The sequence below is a fragment of the Photobacterium sp. genome (assembly GCF_057456235.1).
In genome coordinates, this window is record NZ_JBVCPH010000010.1 from 119,657 (window position 1) to 139,019 (window position 19,363).

18 protein-coding genes are annotated in these 19,363 nt (G+C 47.1%); 7 read left to right on the top strand and 11 right to left on the bottom strand.

Annotation, left to right across the window (positions count from 1 at the left end; all coding sequences use genetic code 11):
• Positions 1-31: 31 nt before the first annotated feature.
• From AC2204_RS13005 to AC2204_RS13025, 5 genes are read left to right on the top strand one after another with little or no spacing between them, the layout of a single operon-like run.
• Complete coding sequence (locus AC2204_RS13005) at positions 32-838, top strand: alkaline phosphatase family protein (RefSeq protein ID WP_318926043.1); 807 nt, start codon at positions 32-34, stop codon at positions 836-838.
• Positions 835-1,746 (top strand): ABC transporter permease, encoded by a 912-nt coding sequence (locus tag AC2204_RS13010; RefSeq protein ID WP_318926044.1) that lies wholly within the window; start codon positions 835-837, stop codon positions 1,744-1,746. The genes AC2204_RS13005 and AC2204_RS13010 overlap by 4 nt, the downstream gene beginning before the upstream one ends.
• The gene (locus tag AC2204_RS13015) at positions 1,733-2,518 is read left to right on the top strand and encodes an ABC transporter permease (protein WP_318926045.1); all 786 of its coding nucleotides are present in this window, start codon (positions 1,733-1,735) and stop codon (positions 2,516-2,518) included. Before AC2204_RS13010 ends, AC2204_RS13015 begins: the two co-directional genes overlap by 14 nt.
• Complete coding sequence (locus AC2204_RS13020) at positions 2,518-3,537, top strand: ABC transporter ATP-binding protein (protein WP_318926046.1); 1,020 nt, start codon at positions 2,518-2,520, stop codon at positions 3,535-3,537. The genes AC2204_RS13015 and AC2204_RS13020 overlap by 1 nt, the downstream gene beginning before the upstream one ends.
• A gap of 1 nt (position 3,538) precedes the next feature.
• Positions 3,539-4,198, top strand: coding sequence for an HAD family hydrolase (locus tag AC2204_RS13025; RefSeq protein WP_318926047.1), 660 nt, complete (start codon positions 3,539-3,541; stop codon positions 4,196-4,198).
• 77 nt (positions 4,199-4,275) lie between these two features.
• Here the strand turns inward: AC2204_RS13025 and AC2204_RS13030 are convergent, their stop codons facing one another.
• The 11 genes from AC2204_RS13030 to AC2204_RS13080 all read right to left on the bottom strand — a co-directional run bounded on the left by AC2204_RS13030 (position 4,276) and on the right by AC2204_RS13080 (position 16,116).
• Entirely contained in the window at positions 4,276-4,491 is a 216-nt protein-coding gene (locus tag AC2204_RS13030; protein WP_318926048.1) for a TIGR02450 family Trp-rich protein, read from the bottom strand.
• A 72-nt stretch (positions 4,492-4,563) separates the two neighbouring features.
• Positions 4,564-5,529 (bottom strand): questin oxidase family protein, encoded by a 966-nt coding sequence (locus AC2204_RS13035; RefSeq protein ID WP_318926049.1) that lies wholly within the window; start codon positions 5,527-5,529, stop codon positions 4,564-4,566.
• 75 nt (positions 5,530-5,604) lie between these two features.
• On the bottom strand, positions 5,605-5,856 hold the full coding sequence (locus AC2204_RS13040; protein ID WP_318926050.1) for a GlsB/YeaQ/YmgE family stress response membrane protein: 252 nt from the start codon (positions 5,854-5,856) through the stop codon (positions 5,605-5,607).
• Positions 5,857-5,868: 12 nt separating this feature from the next.
• Positions 5,869-6,084: a DUF3185 family protein gene (locus AC2204_RS13045; RefSeq protein ID WP_318926051.1), complete on the bottom strand. Its 216-nt coding sequence runs from the start codon at positions 6,082-6,084 to the stop codon at positions 5,869-5,871.
• A 131-nt stretch (positions 6,085-6,215) separates the two neighbouring features.
• On the bottom strand, positions 6,216-7,568 hold the full coding sequence (locus AC2204_RS13050) for a DUF2254 domain-containing protein (RefSeq protein WP_318926053.1): 1,353 nt from the start codon (positions 7,566-7,568) through the stop codon (positions 6,216-6,218).
• Positions 7,569-8,010: 442 nt separating this feature from the next.
• The gene (gene fecE, locus AC2204_RS13055; protein ID WP_318926054.1) at positions 8,011-8,775 is read right to left on the bottom strand and encodes a Fe(3+) dicitrate ABC transporter ATP-binding protein FecE; all 765 of its coding nucleotides are present in this window, start codon (positions 8,773-8,775) and stop codon (positions 8,011-8,013) included.
• A gap of 2 nt (positions 8,776-8,777) precedes the next feature.
• Positions 8,778-9,749 (bottom strand): FecCD family ABC transporter permease, encoded by a 972-nt coding sequence (locus tag AC2204_RS13060; protein WP_318926056.1) that lies wholly within the window; start codon positions 9,747-9,749, stop codon positions 8,778-8,780.
• Positions 9,749-10,798 carry a FecCD family ABC transporter permease gene (locus tag AC2204_RS13065; protein WP_413466698.1) on the bottom strand — a complete coding sequence of 350 codons (1,050 nt, stop codon included), beginning with the start codon at positions 10,796-10,798 and terminating at the stop codon, positions 9,749-9,751. Before AC2204_RS13065 ends, AC2204_RS13060 begins: the two co-directional genes overlap by 1 nt.
• On the bottom strand, positions 10,795-11,718 hold the full coding sequence (locus tag AC2204_RS13070) for a Fe(3+) dicitrate ABC transporter substrate-binding protein (protein ID WP_318926058.1): 924 nt from the start codon (positions 11,716-11,718) through the stop codon (positions 10,795-10,797). The genes AC2204_RS13065 and AC2204_RS13070 overlap by 4 nt, the downstream gene beginning before the upstream one ends.
• An 87-nt stretch (positions 11,719-11,805) precedes the next feature.
• Positions 11,806-13,944 (bottom strand): TonB-dependent receptor family protein, encoded by a 2,139-nt coding sequence (locus AC2204_RS13075; protein ID WP_318926059.1) that lies wholly within the window; start codon positions 13,942-13,944, stop codon positions 11,806-11,808.
• A gap of 135 nt (positions 13,945-14,079) precedes the next feature.
• Positions 14,080-16,116: a TonB-dependent receptor gene (locus AC2204_RS13080; RefSeq protein ID WP_318926061.1), complete on the bottom strand. Its 2,037-nt coding sequence runs from the start codon at positions 16,114-16,116 to the stop codon at positions 14,080-14,082.
• 226 nt (positions 16,117-16,342) lie between these two features.
• On the opposite strand from AC2204_RS13080, the gene AC2204_RS13085 reads away from it, so the two are divergent.
• Both AC2204_RS13085 and AC2204_RS13090 read left to right on the top strand, forming a co-directional pair.
• Positions 16,343-17,554, top strand: coding sequence for an ATP-grasp domain-containing protein (locus tag AC2204_RS13085; RefSeq protein ID WP_318926063.1), 1,212 nt, complete (start codon positions 16,343-16,345; stop codon positions 17,552-17,554).
• Positions 17,551-19,362: an IucA/IucC family protein gene (locus AC2204_RS13090; protein WP_318926065.1), complete on the top strand. Its 1,812-nt coding sequence runs from the start codon at positions 17,551-17,553 to the stop codon at positions 19,360-19,362. The genes AC2204_RS13085 and AC2204_RS13090 overlap by 4 nt, the downstream gene beginning before the upstream one ends.
• Position 19,363 lies beyond the last annotated feature (1 nt).

Genomic DNA, 19,363 nt, shown 5'->3' on the forward strand with positions numbered 1-19,363 from the left:
CTCTCTCCCAAGAAGTAAACGAGAACATATCATGAGCAATAAGGTCATCCTTGTTGTTCTAGATGGACTGAACTATCAGGTAGCCCGTGATTGCATGGGCTACCTTAACGGTCTGCTAGAACAGCAACGCGCAACGCTTTACCCTGTGCAGTCTGAACTGCCTTCTCTGTCACGCCCACTTTACGAGTGCATCCTAACCGGTGTTCGCCCAGTCGATAGTGGCATTGTCAACAACCACATCGTGCGCCTGTCGAATCACGAATCGATTTTCAGCTTAGCGAAATCCCAAGGCAAAGTGACCGCTGCAGCCGCTTACCACTGGGTGAGCGAGCTTTACAACCGCGCCCCCTTTGATGCCGTAAGAGATCGCTTCACCAATGATGAAATCCTGAATATTCAACATGGTTGTTTCTATCACTGGGATCACTACCCAGATGAAGCGGTATTCTTGGATGCCGAGCATTTACGCCGTACTCATCAACCGGATTTCTTACTGATCCATCCAATGAATATTGATGACATAGGGCACAAATACGGCTTGGACTCTCGCCAGTACCGCAACAGTGCCCGTGATGCAGACATCATTCTTTCTCATTACGTGGAACAGTGGCTGGCCGACGGTTACCAAGTGATTGTGACGAGCGACCACGGCATGAACAACGATTTATCTCATGGCGGCATTCTGCCAGAAGAGCGTGAAGTGCCGCTGTTTGTGATGGGTAACAAGTTCACCCATCAAGAATGCCACGTTAAGCAGACCGACATTTGTGGCACGGTTTGCCACCTTCTTCACCTCGACCACAACAAACCTTACACTCAGGAATTGTTAGCACTATGAGCAGTTCTGTCATATCGCCAAGTTATCGCCAGGCGAGCTCTGCAAAGCCAAAAGCTAGCCATTGGCTAAAACGCATGAAGCCTGCCTTGTGGCTAGCCCCTTTCGCGCTGTTCTTCTATTTATTTCAGCTCGCCCCTATGATTTGGATGCTGATCAACAGCTTCATCTACGAAGAAGAGTTCGCATTCACCAACTATATTGACGTGCTCGATTCCGCCTTCATGATGCAAGCCTTTGGCAACAGCCTATGGCTCTCGGTCTGGTCAAGCATCGCAGGCCTTGCGATTGCGACCTTGTTGGTTTCTTCACTGCGTCGTGTCGATTCCAAAATCCGCGATGGCGTGATTGCCTTCACCAATATGAGCAGCAACTTTGCTGGGGTACCTTTGGCGTTCGCTTTCATCATCATCCTTGGCACCAATGGCGCAATAACCCTGCTTCTCAAGCAATACGGCTTACTGGGTGATTTCGACCTTTACGGTAAATGGGGCTTGCTGGCAATTTATATCTACTTCCAAATCCCGTTGGCGGTGTTGTTGCTTTATCCCGCCTTTGATGCCCTCAGTGACGATTGGCAAGCTGCCTCAGCGCTGCTTGGCGCCAGCTCCTGCCAGTACTGGGCAAAAGTGGTGCTGCCCGTGCTTTCGCCCGCGCTGTTCGGCACCTTCATCATCTTGATTGCCAATGCCATTGGCGCTTATGCCAGTGTGTACGCCCTTACCGCGGGCAACTACAACGTCATCACCATTCGCATTGCGAGTTTGGTCTCAGGCGATTTGTTCCTAGAACCCAACCTGGCGGCGGCTATCTCGGTCATTCTGATGGCCATACTGGCGTGTATTACCCTGATCAACCAATGGCTGATTACTAAGAGCTACGCAGGAAAGAAAGCTAATGCAAAACGTTAATGTTCGCTTCCACAAAACCGTGGTGTACTCCATTGTTAGCATTATGCTGATCCCAATTTTGGCCACCTTCATCTATTCGATTTCATCGCGTTGGGGGGCAACAATTCTGCCGGACGGGTTTACCCTTGATTGGTACATCAAACTGCTGACCGACCCACGTTTCTTGCAAGCTTTCGGTCGATCGCTGTTTATCTGTATTGCAGCGCTGGCGCTCAGCGTTATACTGATTCTGCCTGCAATTTTTGTGGTGTTTTACTATTTTCCAAAACTCGACGAGCTGATGAATATCATAATCTTGCTGCCGTTTGCCGTCCCGCCGGTGGTCTCATCTGTGGGTCTATTGCAGCTATACGCTGACAGTGAAATTGCCTTAATCGGTACCCCCTGGATTCTGATTGGCACTTACTTCACCATCGCGTTGCCATTCATGTACCGCGCGATTTCAAACAGCTTTGAAGCTATCAACCTACATGACTTGATGGATGCCGCTCACCTGCTCGGGGCAAGCACAACCAAAGCCTTCTTATTGGTCATTTTGCCAAACCTGAAGAAAGGGTTGATGGCATCGCTATTTCTTTCCTTCTCGTTCCTGCTGGGTGAGTTTGTGTTTGCCAATATCTTAGTCGGCACCCGCTACGAAACCCTGCAAATTTACTTATACAACATGCGTCAGACCAGCGGGCATTTCACGTCAGCACTGGTGATGACCTACTTCCTGTTTATTTTCTTTCTGACTTGGCTGGCAAGTCGTTTCAGCCGAGGAGTCAAATAATGAGTTACGTCACTGCGAACAACCTAACCAAACGCTTTGGTGACAATACGGTATTTGAAGACATTCAATTTACCATCGAGCAAGGCGAATTCATCACCCTTTTAGGCCCAAGTGGTTGTGGCAAATCGACCCTTCTTCGCAGCTTAGCTGGCCTCAACCCTGTTGATGGCGGCGAGATTTGGGTCAACGGTGAAGATATTACTGATCAGGTGCCACAAGAGCGTGGCATTGGAATGGTTTTTCAGTCTTATGCCCTGTTCCCAAATATGACGGTAGAAGGCAACATTGCGTTTGGCCTGAAGATGAAAAAACTTGGCGCGAATGAAATCCAACGTGAAGTGGCCAAAGTGATTGAACTCGTTGACCTTAAAGGCAAAGAAAAGCACTACCCGCATCAACTGTCTGGCGGCCAACGTCAGCGTGTTGCTCTGGCACGTGCGCTGGTTGTTAAGCCACGTATTCTGTTGCTCGATGAACCACTCTCGGCTTTGGACGCTAAAATCCGTAAGCACCTTCGCCAACAGATTCGTGATATCCAGAAAGAGATGAACCTGACGACCATCTTCGTGACTCACGACCAGGAAGAAGCGATGATCATGTCTGACCGTATCTTCCTGATGAACAAAGGTCAAATCGTTCAAGCAGATACGCCAGAATCCATTTACACCCACCCAGCCAATGAGTTTGTTGCGGGTTTTATGGGTCACTACAACCTCGTTGAAGCCAACAAAGCCAAGCAACTTTTCAATATCGAGACTGAATGGAAGGTCGCACTTCGTCCTGAGTCGATTTACGTTAAAGAGCAAGGCCGCCAATATGGCAGCCACATCTCAGCGCCACAAACCGGGACTATCAAAAACCATCAGCTTCTTGGTAATGTGATTCGCTACCAAGTAAGCGTCGACGAATGCGAGCTGACAGTCGATTTATTAAACCGTTCATCCGAGCGCTTGCTGGACAATGGCAGCCAGCTAGAATTGTTATTTAACCTCAACGAAATACAACCTGTGAGAGCTTAACATGTCCAAACCTTTGTATGTCTTTGATATGGACGAGACCTTGTTCAATGCTGATTGTGCGATGATTTGGAACGCGTTTTTGGTCGAGAAAGGCATTGCCACACAGCCGAATTTCATTGAAGAAGACAAGCGTCTGATGGGGCTCTACGCGGAAGGCAAAATGGATATGGAGGACTACCTCGCGTTCTCCATCGCACCAATCGCTAGCCTGCCAATAAAGCACGTGAACGCACTGGTTGAAGAGTGTGTCGAAAGCCACATTCTGCCAAAACAGTTCCAGCAATCAAAAACACTGATTGAGCAGCTTACACGTGATGGTATTGATATCGTTATCATCTCGGCCAGTGTCACTTTTTTGGTCGAAGCGGTAGGTCGGCGCTTAGGTATTCCAGCCGCACTGGGCATTGACTTGGTTGAAAAGCAAGGTACTTACAGCGCAGAGATTTTCGGCGTACCCAGCTATCGGAAAGGCAAGGTGACGAGGCTAGAGCAGTGGCTAGAAGCACAGCCTGAAACCTACTCAGCCATCCATTTCTACACAGACTCCATCAATGATTTACCGTTGTGTGAGTACGCTGATTTTGCTTATTTGGTTAACCCTTGCCCACGGCTACAGCAGCATACTAATACCCCAAACTGGACCGTTTTGTATTGGGGTTAACATTGTTCCGCCCCTTCAACACTGAACACTGTGTTAAGGGGCAGCTTGAGTGGTTAGGTGTCTTTCTTCTGAGCCGGTTATTTCCAACCTTGAATCCATTCATCCTCATTTTTAAGATCGGCCCAATCAATTGGATACTGATTCTTCGAAATAACAGCTTCCAATTTGCATGAAACAATTGAGCCATCTTCATCGAACTCAACGTCCGATACCAAAAAGTGCTTTTCTCTGTTCATGGGTTTCACCGCTGTCCATTTGCTATTACGCAATTTAGCTGGATTTATTCTATTCATATAAACTCCGTAAACACTAAAGCTGATTCAAACTGACAATGCCGAATGTATAAAATCGTGCTGATGCATTTGTTATGTGACGTTTTTTAATTTTCCATTCAATATTTTTAAATGATTAACCTTATTATAATATCGATACTCCTCAACACAGCTAAATACCAATTTAATCATATGATCATCATTGCTATTGATCGCATTTTTGAAGTTCAACTTATCAGTAGTTATACTATTACCCTCTACAATCTCATTGAAATTTAAGTTTTTAATAGAAAGCACAGCGACCAAAGCAGCAGACCAATATGATTTTAATGCTGTACTTTCATCACTAATGTACGGCAATACCACCCTCATTGCGTGACTACTCGTCACAGCATGAAGCATTGTGAAATCATTACTCTGTAGATATAGCTGAGAAAATAGAGTACTAAAAGAGCCTAATGATAAATCTGATGGATAGCTATTTATACGACTAAAATCAGGATGATTAGATATGTCAGTCATTCTCTGAGTTACAGAATTACCAACGGCTGTATAGTTAGAGAAAACATTCAGTGCGTTATTTACTAACTCCTGTGATTTGGTATCCCCTTTTAAAGGAAGTGGTAACAGTATGAAATGTGATGACATATGAGCCAAACCAAAAGTAATTTCTTTAGGGTTTTCTTGAATAATACCGTAGCTTAAACGTATTAAGGCATGAAATGCCGATGCTGCACACCCTTGAATGAGCTTATCAATATAAGTCCTTAGCGTTGATGTAATACCGTACAAAGAGATTTGCTTTGAGTAAAAATCCAAATACACATTAAATTTCTCTTTTTCTCCTAAATGCTCAAGCCAATTGAAATCTTCATCGTATGAAAGAGACTCAAGTGGCTTCAGTTTTTCAGAGTAAAATTCAAAATATTCCTCTAAACGTTCAGGGCTAGCTCCTAGCCGATCCAGTGCGATTAGAGCCATTGGCAAATGATTCGTAATTCCTTTCACTTTAGTATCAATATCATAGTGTTGAACACGTTCTAGTAGTTCATTTAGCATGAAACCTCCTTGTTTCATGTAGTAACATAACGACTAAATATTTGTCAGGTTATTTACTTGTTAGCTGCGATTGAGCTAGACCTTCTTAACCAAAACAATGATAAATAGCAAAATAACAGCGCCGATAGTTGCCATAACTATTGTTCCTAAAAACCCGCTGGCTGTTATACCGAGCAAACTGAAAACAAAACCACCAAATACAGCGCCAACAACCCCCACAATAATATTTCCTACAGCGCCAAATCCTCTACCCTTCACTATGATGCCAGCAAGCCAACCAACCAGCGCGCCAACTGCTAAAAATATTATCAAGCTAATGATATCCATGTTGCCTCCTGTTTATTTTTTAAGGAAAAGGTATATACCAACAACAAAACTGACAGCACCAGCAATGTAGAAAGTCATTACCTTATCAGTGTCCGAACCTGTGACACCCCGTGTGATTTGCGAACCGACAGAACCCGATAATTGATATCCCCATATTGCAAGGCCAATTCCTAAAACCACCAGGGAAATAGCGATTATTTTCATTGTGGTTCTCGCTCTCATAGTCATGTTGAACTCCTGCTAGTTGAAAGAAGTGGAATGTTATTAGTATTACAGCCAACGCCCTGTTATAAAATAGCAGCTGTTTGGTGATCGTCTTTAAATCCCCCTTTCAATTTGCATGTCTCGTATCCATAATGCTATTCATTCTGTTCCTCTGCACATAGCACAGACTGCGCTTCCAGCATTTCGCGCACTTCCGACATGCGCCTTTCGAGCCGCTCGCGATCATAGCTGGCTTCGATGGTGCGATCGGCCAGTTCGGCAATACATTGCAGCTGTTCGTCGAGTGCACGTAAATAGCTGGGCCTGATCGTCAGACTACCGATGGTATCAAGGGCGCCGAGCAGGCGCGCGAGAATAGCAACATTCTCTTCGGCACTACTCCGAATCTGATCGAAAGCTTCGGCCAATAGTCCCTCAAAGCTCGGAACAATCGCAATCACACGCAGTGTTTCTCCCTGGTAACAGTGCACTGGCGGGAATTGTCGACCGGCCAGCCGAGCCAGAATCGATGTCAGATAGTCCACGCACATCACCGCCGTTGAGGTGTCATTAACCCCAGGTGAAAGTGCCTTGATGGCCATATCCACGATCTGTCGAATACCGAAAGCCGGGTCCTGTTCTACCGTGCGATGGCGGCCAATACTGTAAGCAGCATTAACCACATCAATGGTCTGCTGATCTGGCGGATAGGTCAGAGCGAGCGAGACCAGTGCCGTATTTTGCACAACGAACGCGCCGATACCGTGCTCCATTCGCAAGATGGTTCTGTTGTCTCGTGCCAGGCTCATCAACGCTGCGTTATTCACGCTTTGAATGTACCCGCTCACGGCCGCTGGCACGGGATACCAGGACCTCTCATCCAGTAACTCGAGCCCCCGGTTCTGGCCTTCATCTTCATCGGCCCCCTGATCCAGTTCTTTTGGTAGCAGCCGATCAATGGATGCGTTGGTGTCCTTGGCGACCGAGGCGATGATGCTAGATGCCTGGATCGACAAGGCAATATGATGAAGAAAATAGATAAGGACACCCACGCCACCGAGCGACAGGACAAAAGCAAAGAATACCGCCAGGCTCGGCACGAACCCCTCAACACCAGCACCACCGCGAATGGTGCGCAACACGATCAGGCAATAAACGAAAGTGCCGGCGAAAACCCCCAGCGTGAATTGTGTGATGCGGCTACGCATGAAGTTCCGCAGAATGCGGGATGTGTACTGGCTAGACGCCAGCGTCAGTGCCAGCAAGGTCATGGAGAAAGTGATGCCCATCACCGTCATCATTGAACCGGCCAGCGTGGATAACATCAGGCGCGCGCCTTCCGCCCCGACCCCAAACAGGCGTGGCCACTGGTTCAGCCAGCGGTCACTACCAGCCGAGTCGGCCTCGATCAACACTACCGCCAAGGCAATGCTGCCACCGACCATCTGTGCAGGCATATACCAGAAGCTCGATCGTAGATTACCCCAGAACTGTATTAACTTATTCATGCAACAAGTCCAATTTGTCTTGTCCGAAGATAAACGTACTATCTATTATGGTCTGAAACAGCAGCTTTAGACACCGCTGCATTGTTCAGGGGAGGGGAAAATGGACAATCACTTACGTCATTTTTGATATCATGGATAACGAGTACTCCACTTCTATCATTAAGTACATTAATAGATGAACTTTGGTCAATTAAGGTAAAGATAACTGGACTACAATCATCCAATATCCAGAAACTACCCAAAGGTTTGCTCTTCGGGTAAGGTTTCAGATTTTTCCACCTCTTTCCAAGAAGCCATCCCAAAATATCTTGCAGTTGTAGCACTCCCACAAAACAAAACGCTTACATTGGCTATTGGAGAGCAAGTTAGATTAGGCGGCCAACGTATGAAGGCCTAAACAATCATTCCGTGTTGCCCACTAATGAGAAATCGGTGAGAAAAGCTAAATCGCCACGCACATCGGCGTATTTGATATGGGGTCACGGAACACACTCGCTTTGAGATCGAATACATGACTAAGCATGGTTTCTGTCATTACCTCATCAGGCGAGCCTTCGGCAACTAAACGCCCTTTTTCCAAAACCACTAAATGGTCGCAGTAACGACTGGCTTGGTTAAGGTCATGCAACACGACAACCACCGTTTTTCCTTTGGCATTCATCTGCTGCATCAGGTTCATCAACTCTACCTGATGAGACATATCAAGGTATGTGGTAGGCTCATCCAACATCACGACTTCCGTATCTTGCGCTATAACCATCGCAATCCACGCTCTTTGGCGTTGACCGCCAGATAAAGACTCTACCGGCTTATCAGCAAACTCAAGCACGCCTGTATCGCGCATTGCTTGTTCGACAATCATTTGATCTTCTTGTCCTAATCTTCCCCAATGAGACACGTAAGGCGAGCGACCATATTCGACCAGCTTTCTTACCGTGATACCTTCCGGACTGACCAAAATTTGCGGCAGAAGCGACAGCAAACGCGCGAGGGTTTTATCGCCATAAGTCGATAGTGGTTTGTCTTCAAGCAACACCTCTCCTGTCGCTGGTTTATTGATTCTCACTAGCGTCTTTAACAAGGTGGATTTACCACATCCATTGGGTCCTATTAAGGCGGTAATTTTCCCCTTGGGAATGGAAACCGAAAGGTTCGGTATGATCGTTTGTTTGCCGTACGCGACGGAAAGATTCTGCGTTTTAAGCATGGTTACCAACCTCGATAACGATAGAGAAGAAAGATAAAATAAGGCGCGCCAATCACAGAGGTGAGAACCCCTGCAGGCAGCTCGATGGGTGGTTGTAGCCCTCTGGCAAGCCCATCAGCACACGTAACCAGAATCGCGCCCGCCAGCGCAGAGACAGGGATTAACAACTTATGATTATGCCCAAACAACAAACGGGCTAAGTGAGGCGCTAATAGACCCACAAAACTAATAGTGCCGGCAACAGAAACGCTGATACTGGCAAGCAATACTGCGGCCAACAACGCGAGAATCTGAATCTGTTTTGGCTTAGTGCCTAATGTGGTTGCACTTTCCTCGCCAAGCCCCATCACATCTAAACGCCAAGCCAGCCATAATGCCATTGGCAATAGCAAGAGTAATGCACTCCAAATAAAGGGGACTTGCTGCCAATTTCGCCCCCAAAAACTGCCCGTTAGCCATACCATGGCCGTGTTGATCTCAATGGGATTGGTGACAAGTAAGAAGTCGATGCAACTCGCAAGAAACGCGCTCACCGCAATACCAATCAACGCCAGTTTGGCGGGTGTTGGCTTTGACCACCATGCCAGTAACGCAATCAATCCAGCGGCGAAAATTCCACCGACCATCGCCACCAAAGGAAGTACGCTGACTGGCGCGTCAGGAAACCAAACTAAACTCGCTGTCGCGGCAAGCCCGGCTCCTGCACTAATGCCCATAAGATCGGGAGAGGCTAACGGATTACGTATCACGCCTTGCACCAATACCCCCGAGAGCCCTAACCCAGCACCCACACTAATGGCGAGCAACATACGTGGTAGCCGATACTGATTGATAACAAAGTCGTCACTAGAAAACGCGAACAAATGTTCAATAACTTGAGAAACAGAAAGTGAAGCTGCGCCCACAAACAAGCCTGTGGATGCCACTATCACAAGTAACCCGAATAACAAAAGAACCTTCGTGTGATGGTGCATTATGATCTCCTTGTCGCAATCAAAATAAAACAAGGCGTCCCAAGTAAGGCAGTAATCACACCCACTGGCGTTTCAGTAGGGAAAGCAATCGCACGTGACAATGCATCTGACCAAGACACTAATGCCGCGCCAGCCAATGCGGAAATCGGAATGAGTAAATGGTAATTATGCCCAACCATGGGCCTAACTAAATGAGGCACTAGCAAACCAACAAAGCCGATAGGCCCAGCGATAGCGACGCTTGCGCCGGCAAGCAACACAATAGTCATTCCGCTAATGACGCGAGTAAGCCTGATGTTACTTCCCAGCCCGACTGCAACTTCTTCGCCAAGCGCCAATAAATTGAGATTACGAGCAAGGCTCATTGCCAATACCAAACCAATCACGACTGGCGGCCAAAGCTGTTGCCATTGTTCATCATCGACACTAGACAACGAGCCAGTAAGCCAATGCAACACGCTATAAGCCATGTCGTCAGCAAGGATAAGCGCCGCTCGAGTCAATCCAACCAGTAACGCAGTGATAGCAATACCAGCCAGAACCAAACGCAACGGATGAGAACGAGAAGAGAAAAAGCCACCAAGAAGCATCACAGCGACGCCGCTTAGCAACGCACCACAGACGGCATTGAGGATTGGATTTAGCTCACTCACCACAGGCATGCCTATCGCGGCTAAGGCCATAAAACAGGCCGCGCCAGCGTTAATGCCAAGAATCGAAGGCGATGCGAGTGGGTTGCGCGTTAAGCCTTGCATCAATAACCCTGAGACAGCCAAACTCGCACCAATTAATAAGCCTGCGTAAGCTCTTGGTGCTCTTAATGTCGCCAATATTTGATGAGTCATATTGCTCTCATCAAACGTAAACCAATACCGCACCAAGTCATTACATGTTAAAGAAAAATTAGACCACCCCAGCATAGATGCCATGTAACCAGACATCGCTAAAATCGATACTGATACCGTAAATAACGCCACTCGCCACGGAAATCTCAGCAGGCATTGTTTCTTAGTATCCAGTTTGCTATCAGAGAGCAACAGAGCGCTCATGACGGATCCAAAATTTGATCAAGGTTTCGTGCCATTTGTTCGGCGGCCAACATACCTCGATTCAATGACCAAAGTGCTGGCGAAACTTCAACGATTTGCTGATTTTTCGCCGACGTTAGTACATTAAACAACGGGTTTTTCTGCCAACCATCAACAATATTGGGATGGGAATAAGCGCCAAGGAGTAACCAATCCGGATTGGTTTTCAATAACAGTTCAAAACTGGTTGGCAAATACGCTTTCTCTGTTGATTTCACAATAGGGCTAGCAATGCCCAATGTAGTGAGCACTCCTCCTGCGTAGGAAGCAGGACTGTGTAACCACATACCTTTAGCCGACACGACAGCAAATTGGACGGTTTGGTTGAGAGAGAAATGACTTTTGAATTCAGCCATGGCGTGTTGATGTTGTTGAATTCGTTGCTCCATTGCCGATTGCTTATCGAGAGCGATACCAATCTTGAGCGCTGATTCCAAATTCTCTTGATAAGTCTCACCACGGCTTTTTAGCAGCAAAGTGGGAGCGATTCGCTGCAAATCTTGATAGACAGTACGATGGCGCTCGGCATCAGCAATGATCAAATCCGGCTTTAATACTGCAATAGCCTCTAGGCTCGGTTGAGAACGCATACCAACCGATTCCCATGGTTGAACTAACTCACGCACCGCCGGAATCACTCGCGAGGCATCATTATCATCGGCAACACCCGTCGGAGAGATCCCTACTGCAGCTAACGCATCCACAAATGAGAACTCCAACACCACAATGCGTTGCGGCGTAGTAACGATCTCAAACTGGCCCTGCTCGTCTTGTATCATCCGCGTTTTTGCTGAACTTGAGAATGAGAACAAGCCCAGCACCAACAAAGCCAAGGCCACCACCAATCCGTTCAATGACAATACTCGAGAATTGTTTTCCATATTTAATTATCCTTTAACGCTAGAACCGTCAAAGTCGCCAAGGGCATTGGCGACTTTTATTTGTTCTTATTTTCAATAAATTACGTATTAGAACTGGTAACTCAGATCCAAGGTGTAAGAGCGTCCAGGTGCTGGATAACGACCGACAGGGCTGGTATCAATACCGCGGAAGTAATAGTCCTCATCAAACAGGTTGTTCACGGCGACATTCATACGTAGCTTGCCGTTTTCATCCTTGTACAAGTCGGAGCCTAAATTGAAGTTCCATACCATATAGGCAGGTACTTTACCTGTCGCACCCGTTGCATCTTCAGCACTTGTGTTGGCATTGTCAGAGTAAGACTCACTGAAATAGTAACCAGATAACGTAGTATCTACCCCCGTAAAGGCGTAAGTCGCATCCCAACTAAATTGGTGTTTAGAAGTGTAAGGGAGTTGATTACCTTTATTTTCGCCCTCTTCCTCTATCGTTGCATCTAAGTAGTTATAACCAGCACCTAAGCTCAGAGCTTGCAGTGCTTGAGGAACATAACGACCTGAGAGTTCAATACCTTGGTGAAGCGTTTTGCCAATGTTATCGAAGGTTTGTGTTGCACTTTGCCACTGCAACTGATCTTTAAAATCAATGCGATAAAGCGCGACGTTAAAGCTAGTTGAATCTTGGTTGTAGCGGGCACCCAACTCGTAGTTCCATGCCAGCTCACTGCCCTCTTCACCTAGACCACGGATGTAAGCAATTTGTGGTGCACGCAAAGATTTCTGCGCGTTGGTGTAACCAACCCATTGTTCTGTTAGATGGTATGCCACTGTTAAGCCCGGCAACCACTCTGTCACCTTGTTGTCGGTGCTCCGCACTTTACCCAGATCATCAAACGCCATATCAATTGACTCGTAGCGAATGCCCGGTGTTACCTTTAACACGTCATTAAACAGGCCGACTTCGTTACTGATATAACCAGCGAAAGCGTCGGTATCAAGATGCCAATCACGAGGCACATTTGTCGCGCCACCAGCAATTGGAGTTTGAGTCAGCTTGTAATCGATATCTTCATTGACGTAGCGCGCACCCACAATCCAGTTTTGAGTGACTGCCTTACCGTCACCGAAGTACATCGATAACTTAGGCTCAACACCGTAAACAGCAAATTCACGTGGTGAAGTACGAATATCGGTGGATGGTAATGCCGGATCCGCCCAGTGACCGCCAGCGCGATTAAAGCCCCACTGGAAGAAGCGCTCAGAACGGTGACCAAATGTCAGCACTTCAAATTCTGCGCTGTCCGCAAGGTTCAAGTCATGCAGGTACTTCACGCTCCAACGTGTTGATGTGCCTTGGTACTCGTCATATGGTCGTTTTGATTGAGTTCGATCGTTCTTGTAGTCTTCTGGAGATAAAGCTCCCGGCATTTGTGTGTCAGCATCATAACGTTGAATGAACGTTTGCAGTTCTTGCGTATCGCTAAGCAGCCATTGCAGCTTAACTTGGAAGTTTTTAACCTCCGTATCAGAATGCTCACGGAAGCTTTCGCCGTTTAAGAAGTTACCTTCAAGTTGCAGTGCAAGCGTATCGGTTAACCAACCACCTGTGCGTAAGTACAAATCGTTAAGCGGTGTATCACCATCTTCAAATACGGTCAGACGGTTGCTGATTTCAGTTTGCCAAGTGTTTGGAATCGGCTTTGTCACCAAGTTAATCACACCACCCACGTTGTTCGGTCCGTACTGTACGGCCGCACCACCACGTACGATGTCTATTCGGTCGAGCATCGACAGGGTTGCAGGGAAAATAGATTGTCCTGTGTGACCGTAAGGTGCAAGCGTGAGTGGTACCCCATCCATCAGAAATTGAGCATGACCACTGCGGCTCGCTTTCAAGCCGCGCACCGAGATGTTAGGTAAAACACCGGTGCCCGTTTCGTCTTGAACTTTGATCCCTGGAACGCTTTGAAATGCGGAATCAATCGAGAGTGCTGCAGTCTTTTTAATTTGGTCATTGGTAAGGACGGTACGAGCTCCCGGATACTCTTTCACATCCTCTAGCTCTGAGTTACCGATCAAACTGCCCGTCACGACAATCGTTTCCATGGTAGTCGTTTGCGGATCAGATGCAGCGAACGCGCTCATGGAAGTCACTGAAGCGATGGCCATCGCAAGTACACTAAGGCGCAGTTGCGCTTGTTTTTGTATTTGCGTTTGGGGTTTACCATCCAAATTCTGGTAAAGCATGAAAATCTCCTATGTAGGCAGGTTAGGGTCAAAGGCTGTGTTTGTCGATTATGTTGGTGCTTTGACCCTATGGGCTAAACGGCCTCAAAATGAGGCGAACTGTTCGCCAATGCATAACGAACAAATCAAAAGATCTTAGAACTGGTATCCGTAGCTGAGCATGAATTCTGCTGGCGCACCGTAGCCAATCTGATTCGTGCCAGACTTGCCGTTGGTTGCACCCAGAATGTATTCCTCATTAAGCACGTTGTAAGCGTTCGCTTGAATTTTGTGACGACCAGTGGTGTACGCCGCCATCAAATCGACAGTGGTGTAATCGCCTAATGCGACAGCTTCGTCGTTGCCCGCATAACGGTCACCTACGTATTTCACACCGCCACCCAAACGCCAGTTGTCATCTAACTGATAAGTACTCCAAAGTGAGAACAGGTGATCAGACACATCGTTCGGCTTTTTACCTGTCTCTTTGTCTTCCGCATCTAGGTAGCTGTAGCCCACCGAAATATCCCACTGCTCGGTAAACTGACCGCGAGCTTCCAGCTCAATACCTTGGTGACGAGCTTCAATCTTGTTGATAACGTCTCCGTCGGTATTAGTTTCTGGCTGCTCTTGATCAATTTGGAAGATCGCCGCATTAAGCATCAACGCGTTGTCTAATAGGTAAGCTTTTGCACCCACTTCTTTTAGATCGGTATGGAAGAATTCTGCTAATTTAGGGTTGATGTAAATACCGGAGTAAGGAAGCTGCCATGAGCGAGCTAAGCTTGCGTACACTGACATATCATTGTTGAGACGGTAGACCAAACCACCTCGGTAGCTCACTTTGTTATCATCTAGGTTCTCTTTTGCTGCCCCTGCTTTTTGCTGTTCAAGCTCCATGGAGTCGTAACGCACATTACCTATCACCGAAAGATCACCGAAGGTGTAAACATCTTGAAGGTAAATGCCTGCCGTTGTGGTTGTGTTATCACGGAAAGGTTTAAAACCCGGATCAGGCGTTGGACCAGCGACAGGATCATAGATGTCTTTCGGCGGTAAGGTTTTATCGCCTGCCAACGTTAGATCGATGTTGATCTGGTTGTAATCAGCACCGATCATCATTTGGTTAGAGTCGGTTTCCCAAACTAGCTCAGATTGCAGCGTTGTAGTAGTACGAGGGTCGTAACCGAAATTGTTTACGGTTTGAGAAACTTCATTCCCCGTCACTGTCCCTTGACGCGTGCCCTTTTGCTCGAGTTCGATATGGTTGTACGCCGCGCGGTTTGTCCATGCCCATTCGTTGTTCAAACGCCACTCATAGTTGACACCAACACGAATGCTATCTGACTCTTGATAATCGTTCGTGCCACCGTAGAAAGTGCTTTCAGAGACATCGACAGGTTTACCCTTTTTCGATGGAACACCGCGGTATGGCACCAATTCTTGATGTGCATACTCGACGTCCAAATCGATGGTATGCCCCTCTGCAGGCAATACTCGAATCGTTGGTGCGATGAAGAAATCATTAGAATCGATGTGGTCGACATAGGAATCCGCTTGTCGATGTTCCACGTTAATACGACCACTGACTTTGTCTGTAAACGCCATCGAGCTGTCAACCTGACCAACAAACTGGTTGTTGCTGCCAACACTGCCATTTACGTGAGTGAAGTTATCACCGTTAGCACGCTTGGTTACCAGATTGATGATACCGCCCGCTGAACCTCGGCCATAAAGTGCACCCGCAGGGCCTTTTACCACTTCAACACGCTCAATATTGGCCAAACTGCGATACGATTGCAGCGTCCCGTCATCACGCATGCCGTCACTATACATGTCGTTAAGCGCATCAAAACCACGAATTACAAATTGGTCTCGGCTACCTTCACCCAAGGTGTTATTGACCCCGGCAACACCGTCAAGTGCGTCCACTAAACGCACTGCACCGCGGTCTTGCATTTCCGTCTTTGTAACCACTGATACTGCCTGTGGTACATCCAACCATTCCACATCAGTTTTGGTGCCTGATTGTGGCATATGCTCCGCATAACCTTCGTATTGATGACCAATAACTTGCAGAGTTTCATCCACCGTTACTTCTTCTGCTGCCATTACATTTGACACGGTAGCTCCTGCGGTTAATGCACCTCCAATAGCCAAAGCGAGAGGGGACAAGGTCAATCTCATGTTCATTTGCTAATTCCGTTTTAGTTTATAAATCACAACAGATGCGAATGAAAACAAATATCATTTGTGTTTGCAATATAAATTTTATGATCTATATTTGCTTGCCTTATGTAACAACGCTAACGACAAAATAATAAATAAAAATAAAGCTATAACAAAAACCTCGAAAGAGACCGCTTGGAAGCCACTTGTGAGCAAACAACAACAACGTTAGAAAAATTAGGAAAACCCCATGAAATCTACGATTATCATCGTGAGTCATGTCGTGAATGATGCAGTCACTCATGGCTTCGTGCCTACAGCAAAAGCGATGGGTCTCCACGTCATTTTGATCACCGACCATAAGCTCAACCACTTGAAGTTAGCCAGTGACGATGGCCGCTTTACCCCCGATGCAATTCTTGAATGCGATGTCTTCAACCCTCTTGAACTCATCGAGACCATCACAGAGCAAGGTCTAAAGCCCGATGCTGTTTTCAGTAACAGCGATCACCTGCAAACCTCCACCGCAATCTGTGCACAATTCTTTGGCGTACCCACGAAAGATTGGACCGTCACGCTTAAAGCAAAGAACAAATACTTAACTCGCCAAGTACTCAACGAAAAGTCGCTTCCCAATACCCAGAGCGTGTTGTTACATCGAGATGCCGCTCCTACATTCGATTTTATTTTCCCTGTGGTTGCGAAACCCAAGGAAGGTGTGGCGAGCTTGGACGTTCAGCGCTGTAATTCTGAAACTGAGCTCGATAGTTATTGCGATGCGTTTTGGCAAAAGCACCCAGCCACCCCAATTTTGGTTGAGGCGTTTTTGCAAGGTCCGCTTATCACGGTTGAAACCATTGGTGACGGGGAAAGTTTGACTGCGCTTGGTGGGTTCGATGTTGAGCTCTCAGCTCCCCCTTACTTTATCGAAACAGCGGCAAGCTGGAATGGCATTAACAGCGTTCAGTATCGTGACGAGTGCGTACGCCAGCTACAGGCTTTTGGCGTGGGTTTTGGTGTCTGTCACAGCGAATTTATCATCACAGAGACAGGGCCTGTGTTAGTCGAAATCAACTATCGCAGTATTGGTGATGGCCGCGAATTTTTGCTCGATAACCTCAGTGAAGGGCGTTGGTTCACCACTATCTTAAACCTTCACCTTGGTAACAAGCTTGATAAGGCATTTCACATTGATGGCAGTGCCCATGTGCATTATGTGGTAGCAGAACAAAACGGAATAATTGAAGGGACATCCACCTCTTTCATTCACCAAGAGGGCGATATCGTCACTCAACAGCAAGTGCTCAAACAGGCGGGTGATGCTTTCCAACAAAGTTTCTCCAACAAGGATTACTTAGCGAGAATTTCAATCGTCTCCCCTTCTGGCCAGCCTTTAGAACCTGCGATCCAACAAGCAATAGCTCGCTTCAATCTCACAGCAGTCAACGAGGTGACAGCATGAACGACAACGCTTTATATCTCACTCAACGCTTAATCGACACTTGCTTACGTGAAGATCTCTTTGGGTTGGTTTCTCGAAGCCGATTTGAGACTGAACTCCCAAGCAAACTCAATATCTCTTCTTATCCTCGTGAACAAATGTGGCTTATTGTTCCCGGTTCGGATTTTACGCTCTACTTGCCCGTCACTCCGAGTTATTACATGCAACGTTGGGTATACGGACAACCAAATGGCTCTGGATGTCATGGCTGGCTGATCGAGGCAAATGATCTTGTTAAACCTCAGCAGCACTATCGTGATTGGATTGAATTACTGAAAGCGATTGCTCACGAAAGCTCTCACTCGTTGCTCGATAGTTACTTACCAGAACTCGAATGTGCAGAGAGGCACAAAGGCCTGTGTGACGAAGCCTTCAGTCAACATTCTGAATCACTCATGCAGCCGATTTCTCAACTAGATCGTTGGGAGCAAAAACTCTTACGCGCCGATCAAATCGCCTCCTACCTTGACCATCCTTACTACCCAACAGCCCGTGCTAAGTTCGGTTTGAGCGATCAAGACCTCGCGCAATACGCGCCAGAGTTTGCACAAAGCTTTACCCTTCGTTGGCTTGCAATTGAAAAGTCACTCGTTACCTTGACCAGCCCACAACCGGAATGCTGGCCGACAATGGAGCAGGTGGGAATGCCAGCAGATTTTGCTCTGAGCCATGAATTGTTCCCCGCGCATCCACTAACGCTTCAAAGTCTGGCTTCTCTGCCTGATGGCGTGATTGAAACGCCCCTCGCATACCTTGATGTAACTCCGACCCTATCCGTGCGTACCGTCGTCGTGAATCAAGCACCGCATATCCACATCAAAGTGCCGCTGATCATGCGCTCGTTAGGTACTAAAAATATCCGCTTAATCAAACCATCAACGCTCTATGACGGACACTGGTTTGAACGCTTATTAACGCACTTAGAACAAAATGATAAAGACTTGCACGGCACGTTTTTCCATTGCAATGAGAAGCACGGCGGTCATGTTGGAGACGACAAAACCTTCGCTTACATCGTACGTGAATATCCGCAGAGCCACTTCCAAGACAAAGCACTGGTGCCTGTTGCCGCCCTTGCCAGCCCAATGCCTGATGGACGTCTGTTCTTAGAACACCTCGCCGAGCAGTACTATCAGCAAGACACCCTTGCATGGTTTAAAGATTACGTTGACCTGTTATGCAAAGTGCAACTCACGTTATGGCTTCGCTACGGTATCGCTTTGGAATCGAATCAACAAAACGCCATCATCGCCTTTGATGAGCTGGGTAAGATGACCTTAGCCATGAAAGACAATGATGCAGCACGTATTTGGCCAGATCGTTTCCAAGCGTTTGAACAGCACTCGCCTGTTAAATGCGAACAACTGTTAGATCAACGTATCAAAGTAGACGACGAACTTGCCCTTGGTCAGATGTTTACCACGATTACTTTGCAGTTAGACATCGCTGCGATTGTGGAGGCAATGGCCGCAAAAGGGATTACAACGTCGGCTTCTCTGTATGCAACGGTCGCAAACAGTCTTTCACAACAGCTTCGCCAGTTAGGCAAACAAGGTCATGACACCAAACTCGCACACAAGATGTTATTTGATTCGCCAAACCTATACGCCAAGTATTTATTAAGCTCGGGGAGCTTGTTATCAAAAGAAGCGTCTGGCGCAAGCGATATCAACAAATTCTATGGGTTGTCCACACCGAACTTCTTGTTGCTTACCAGTGAAGAGGCACAACATGCTTACCTCGAAGCCATCAAGCAGAGCGTGAGTTAAT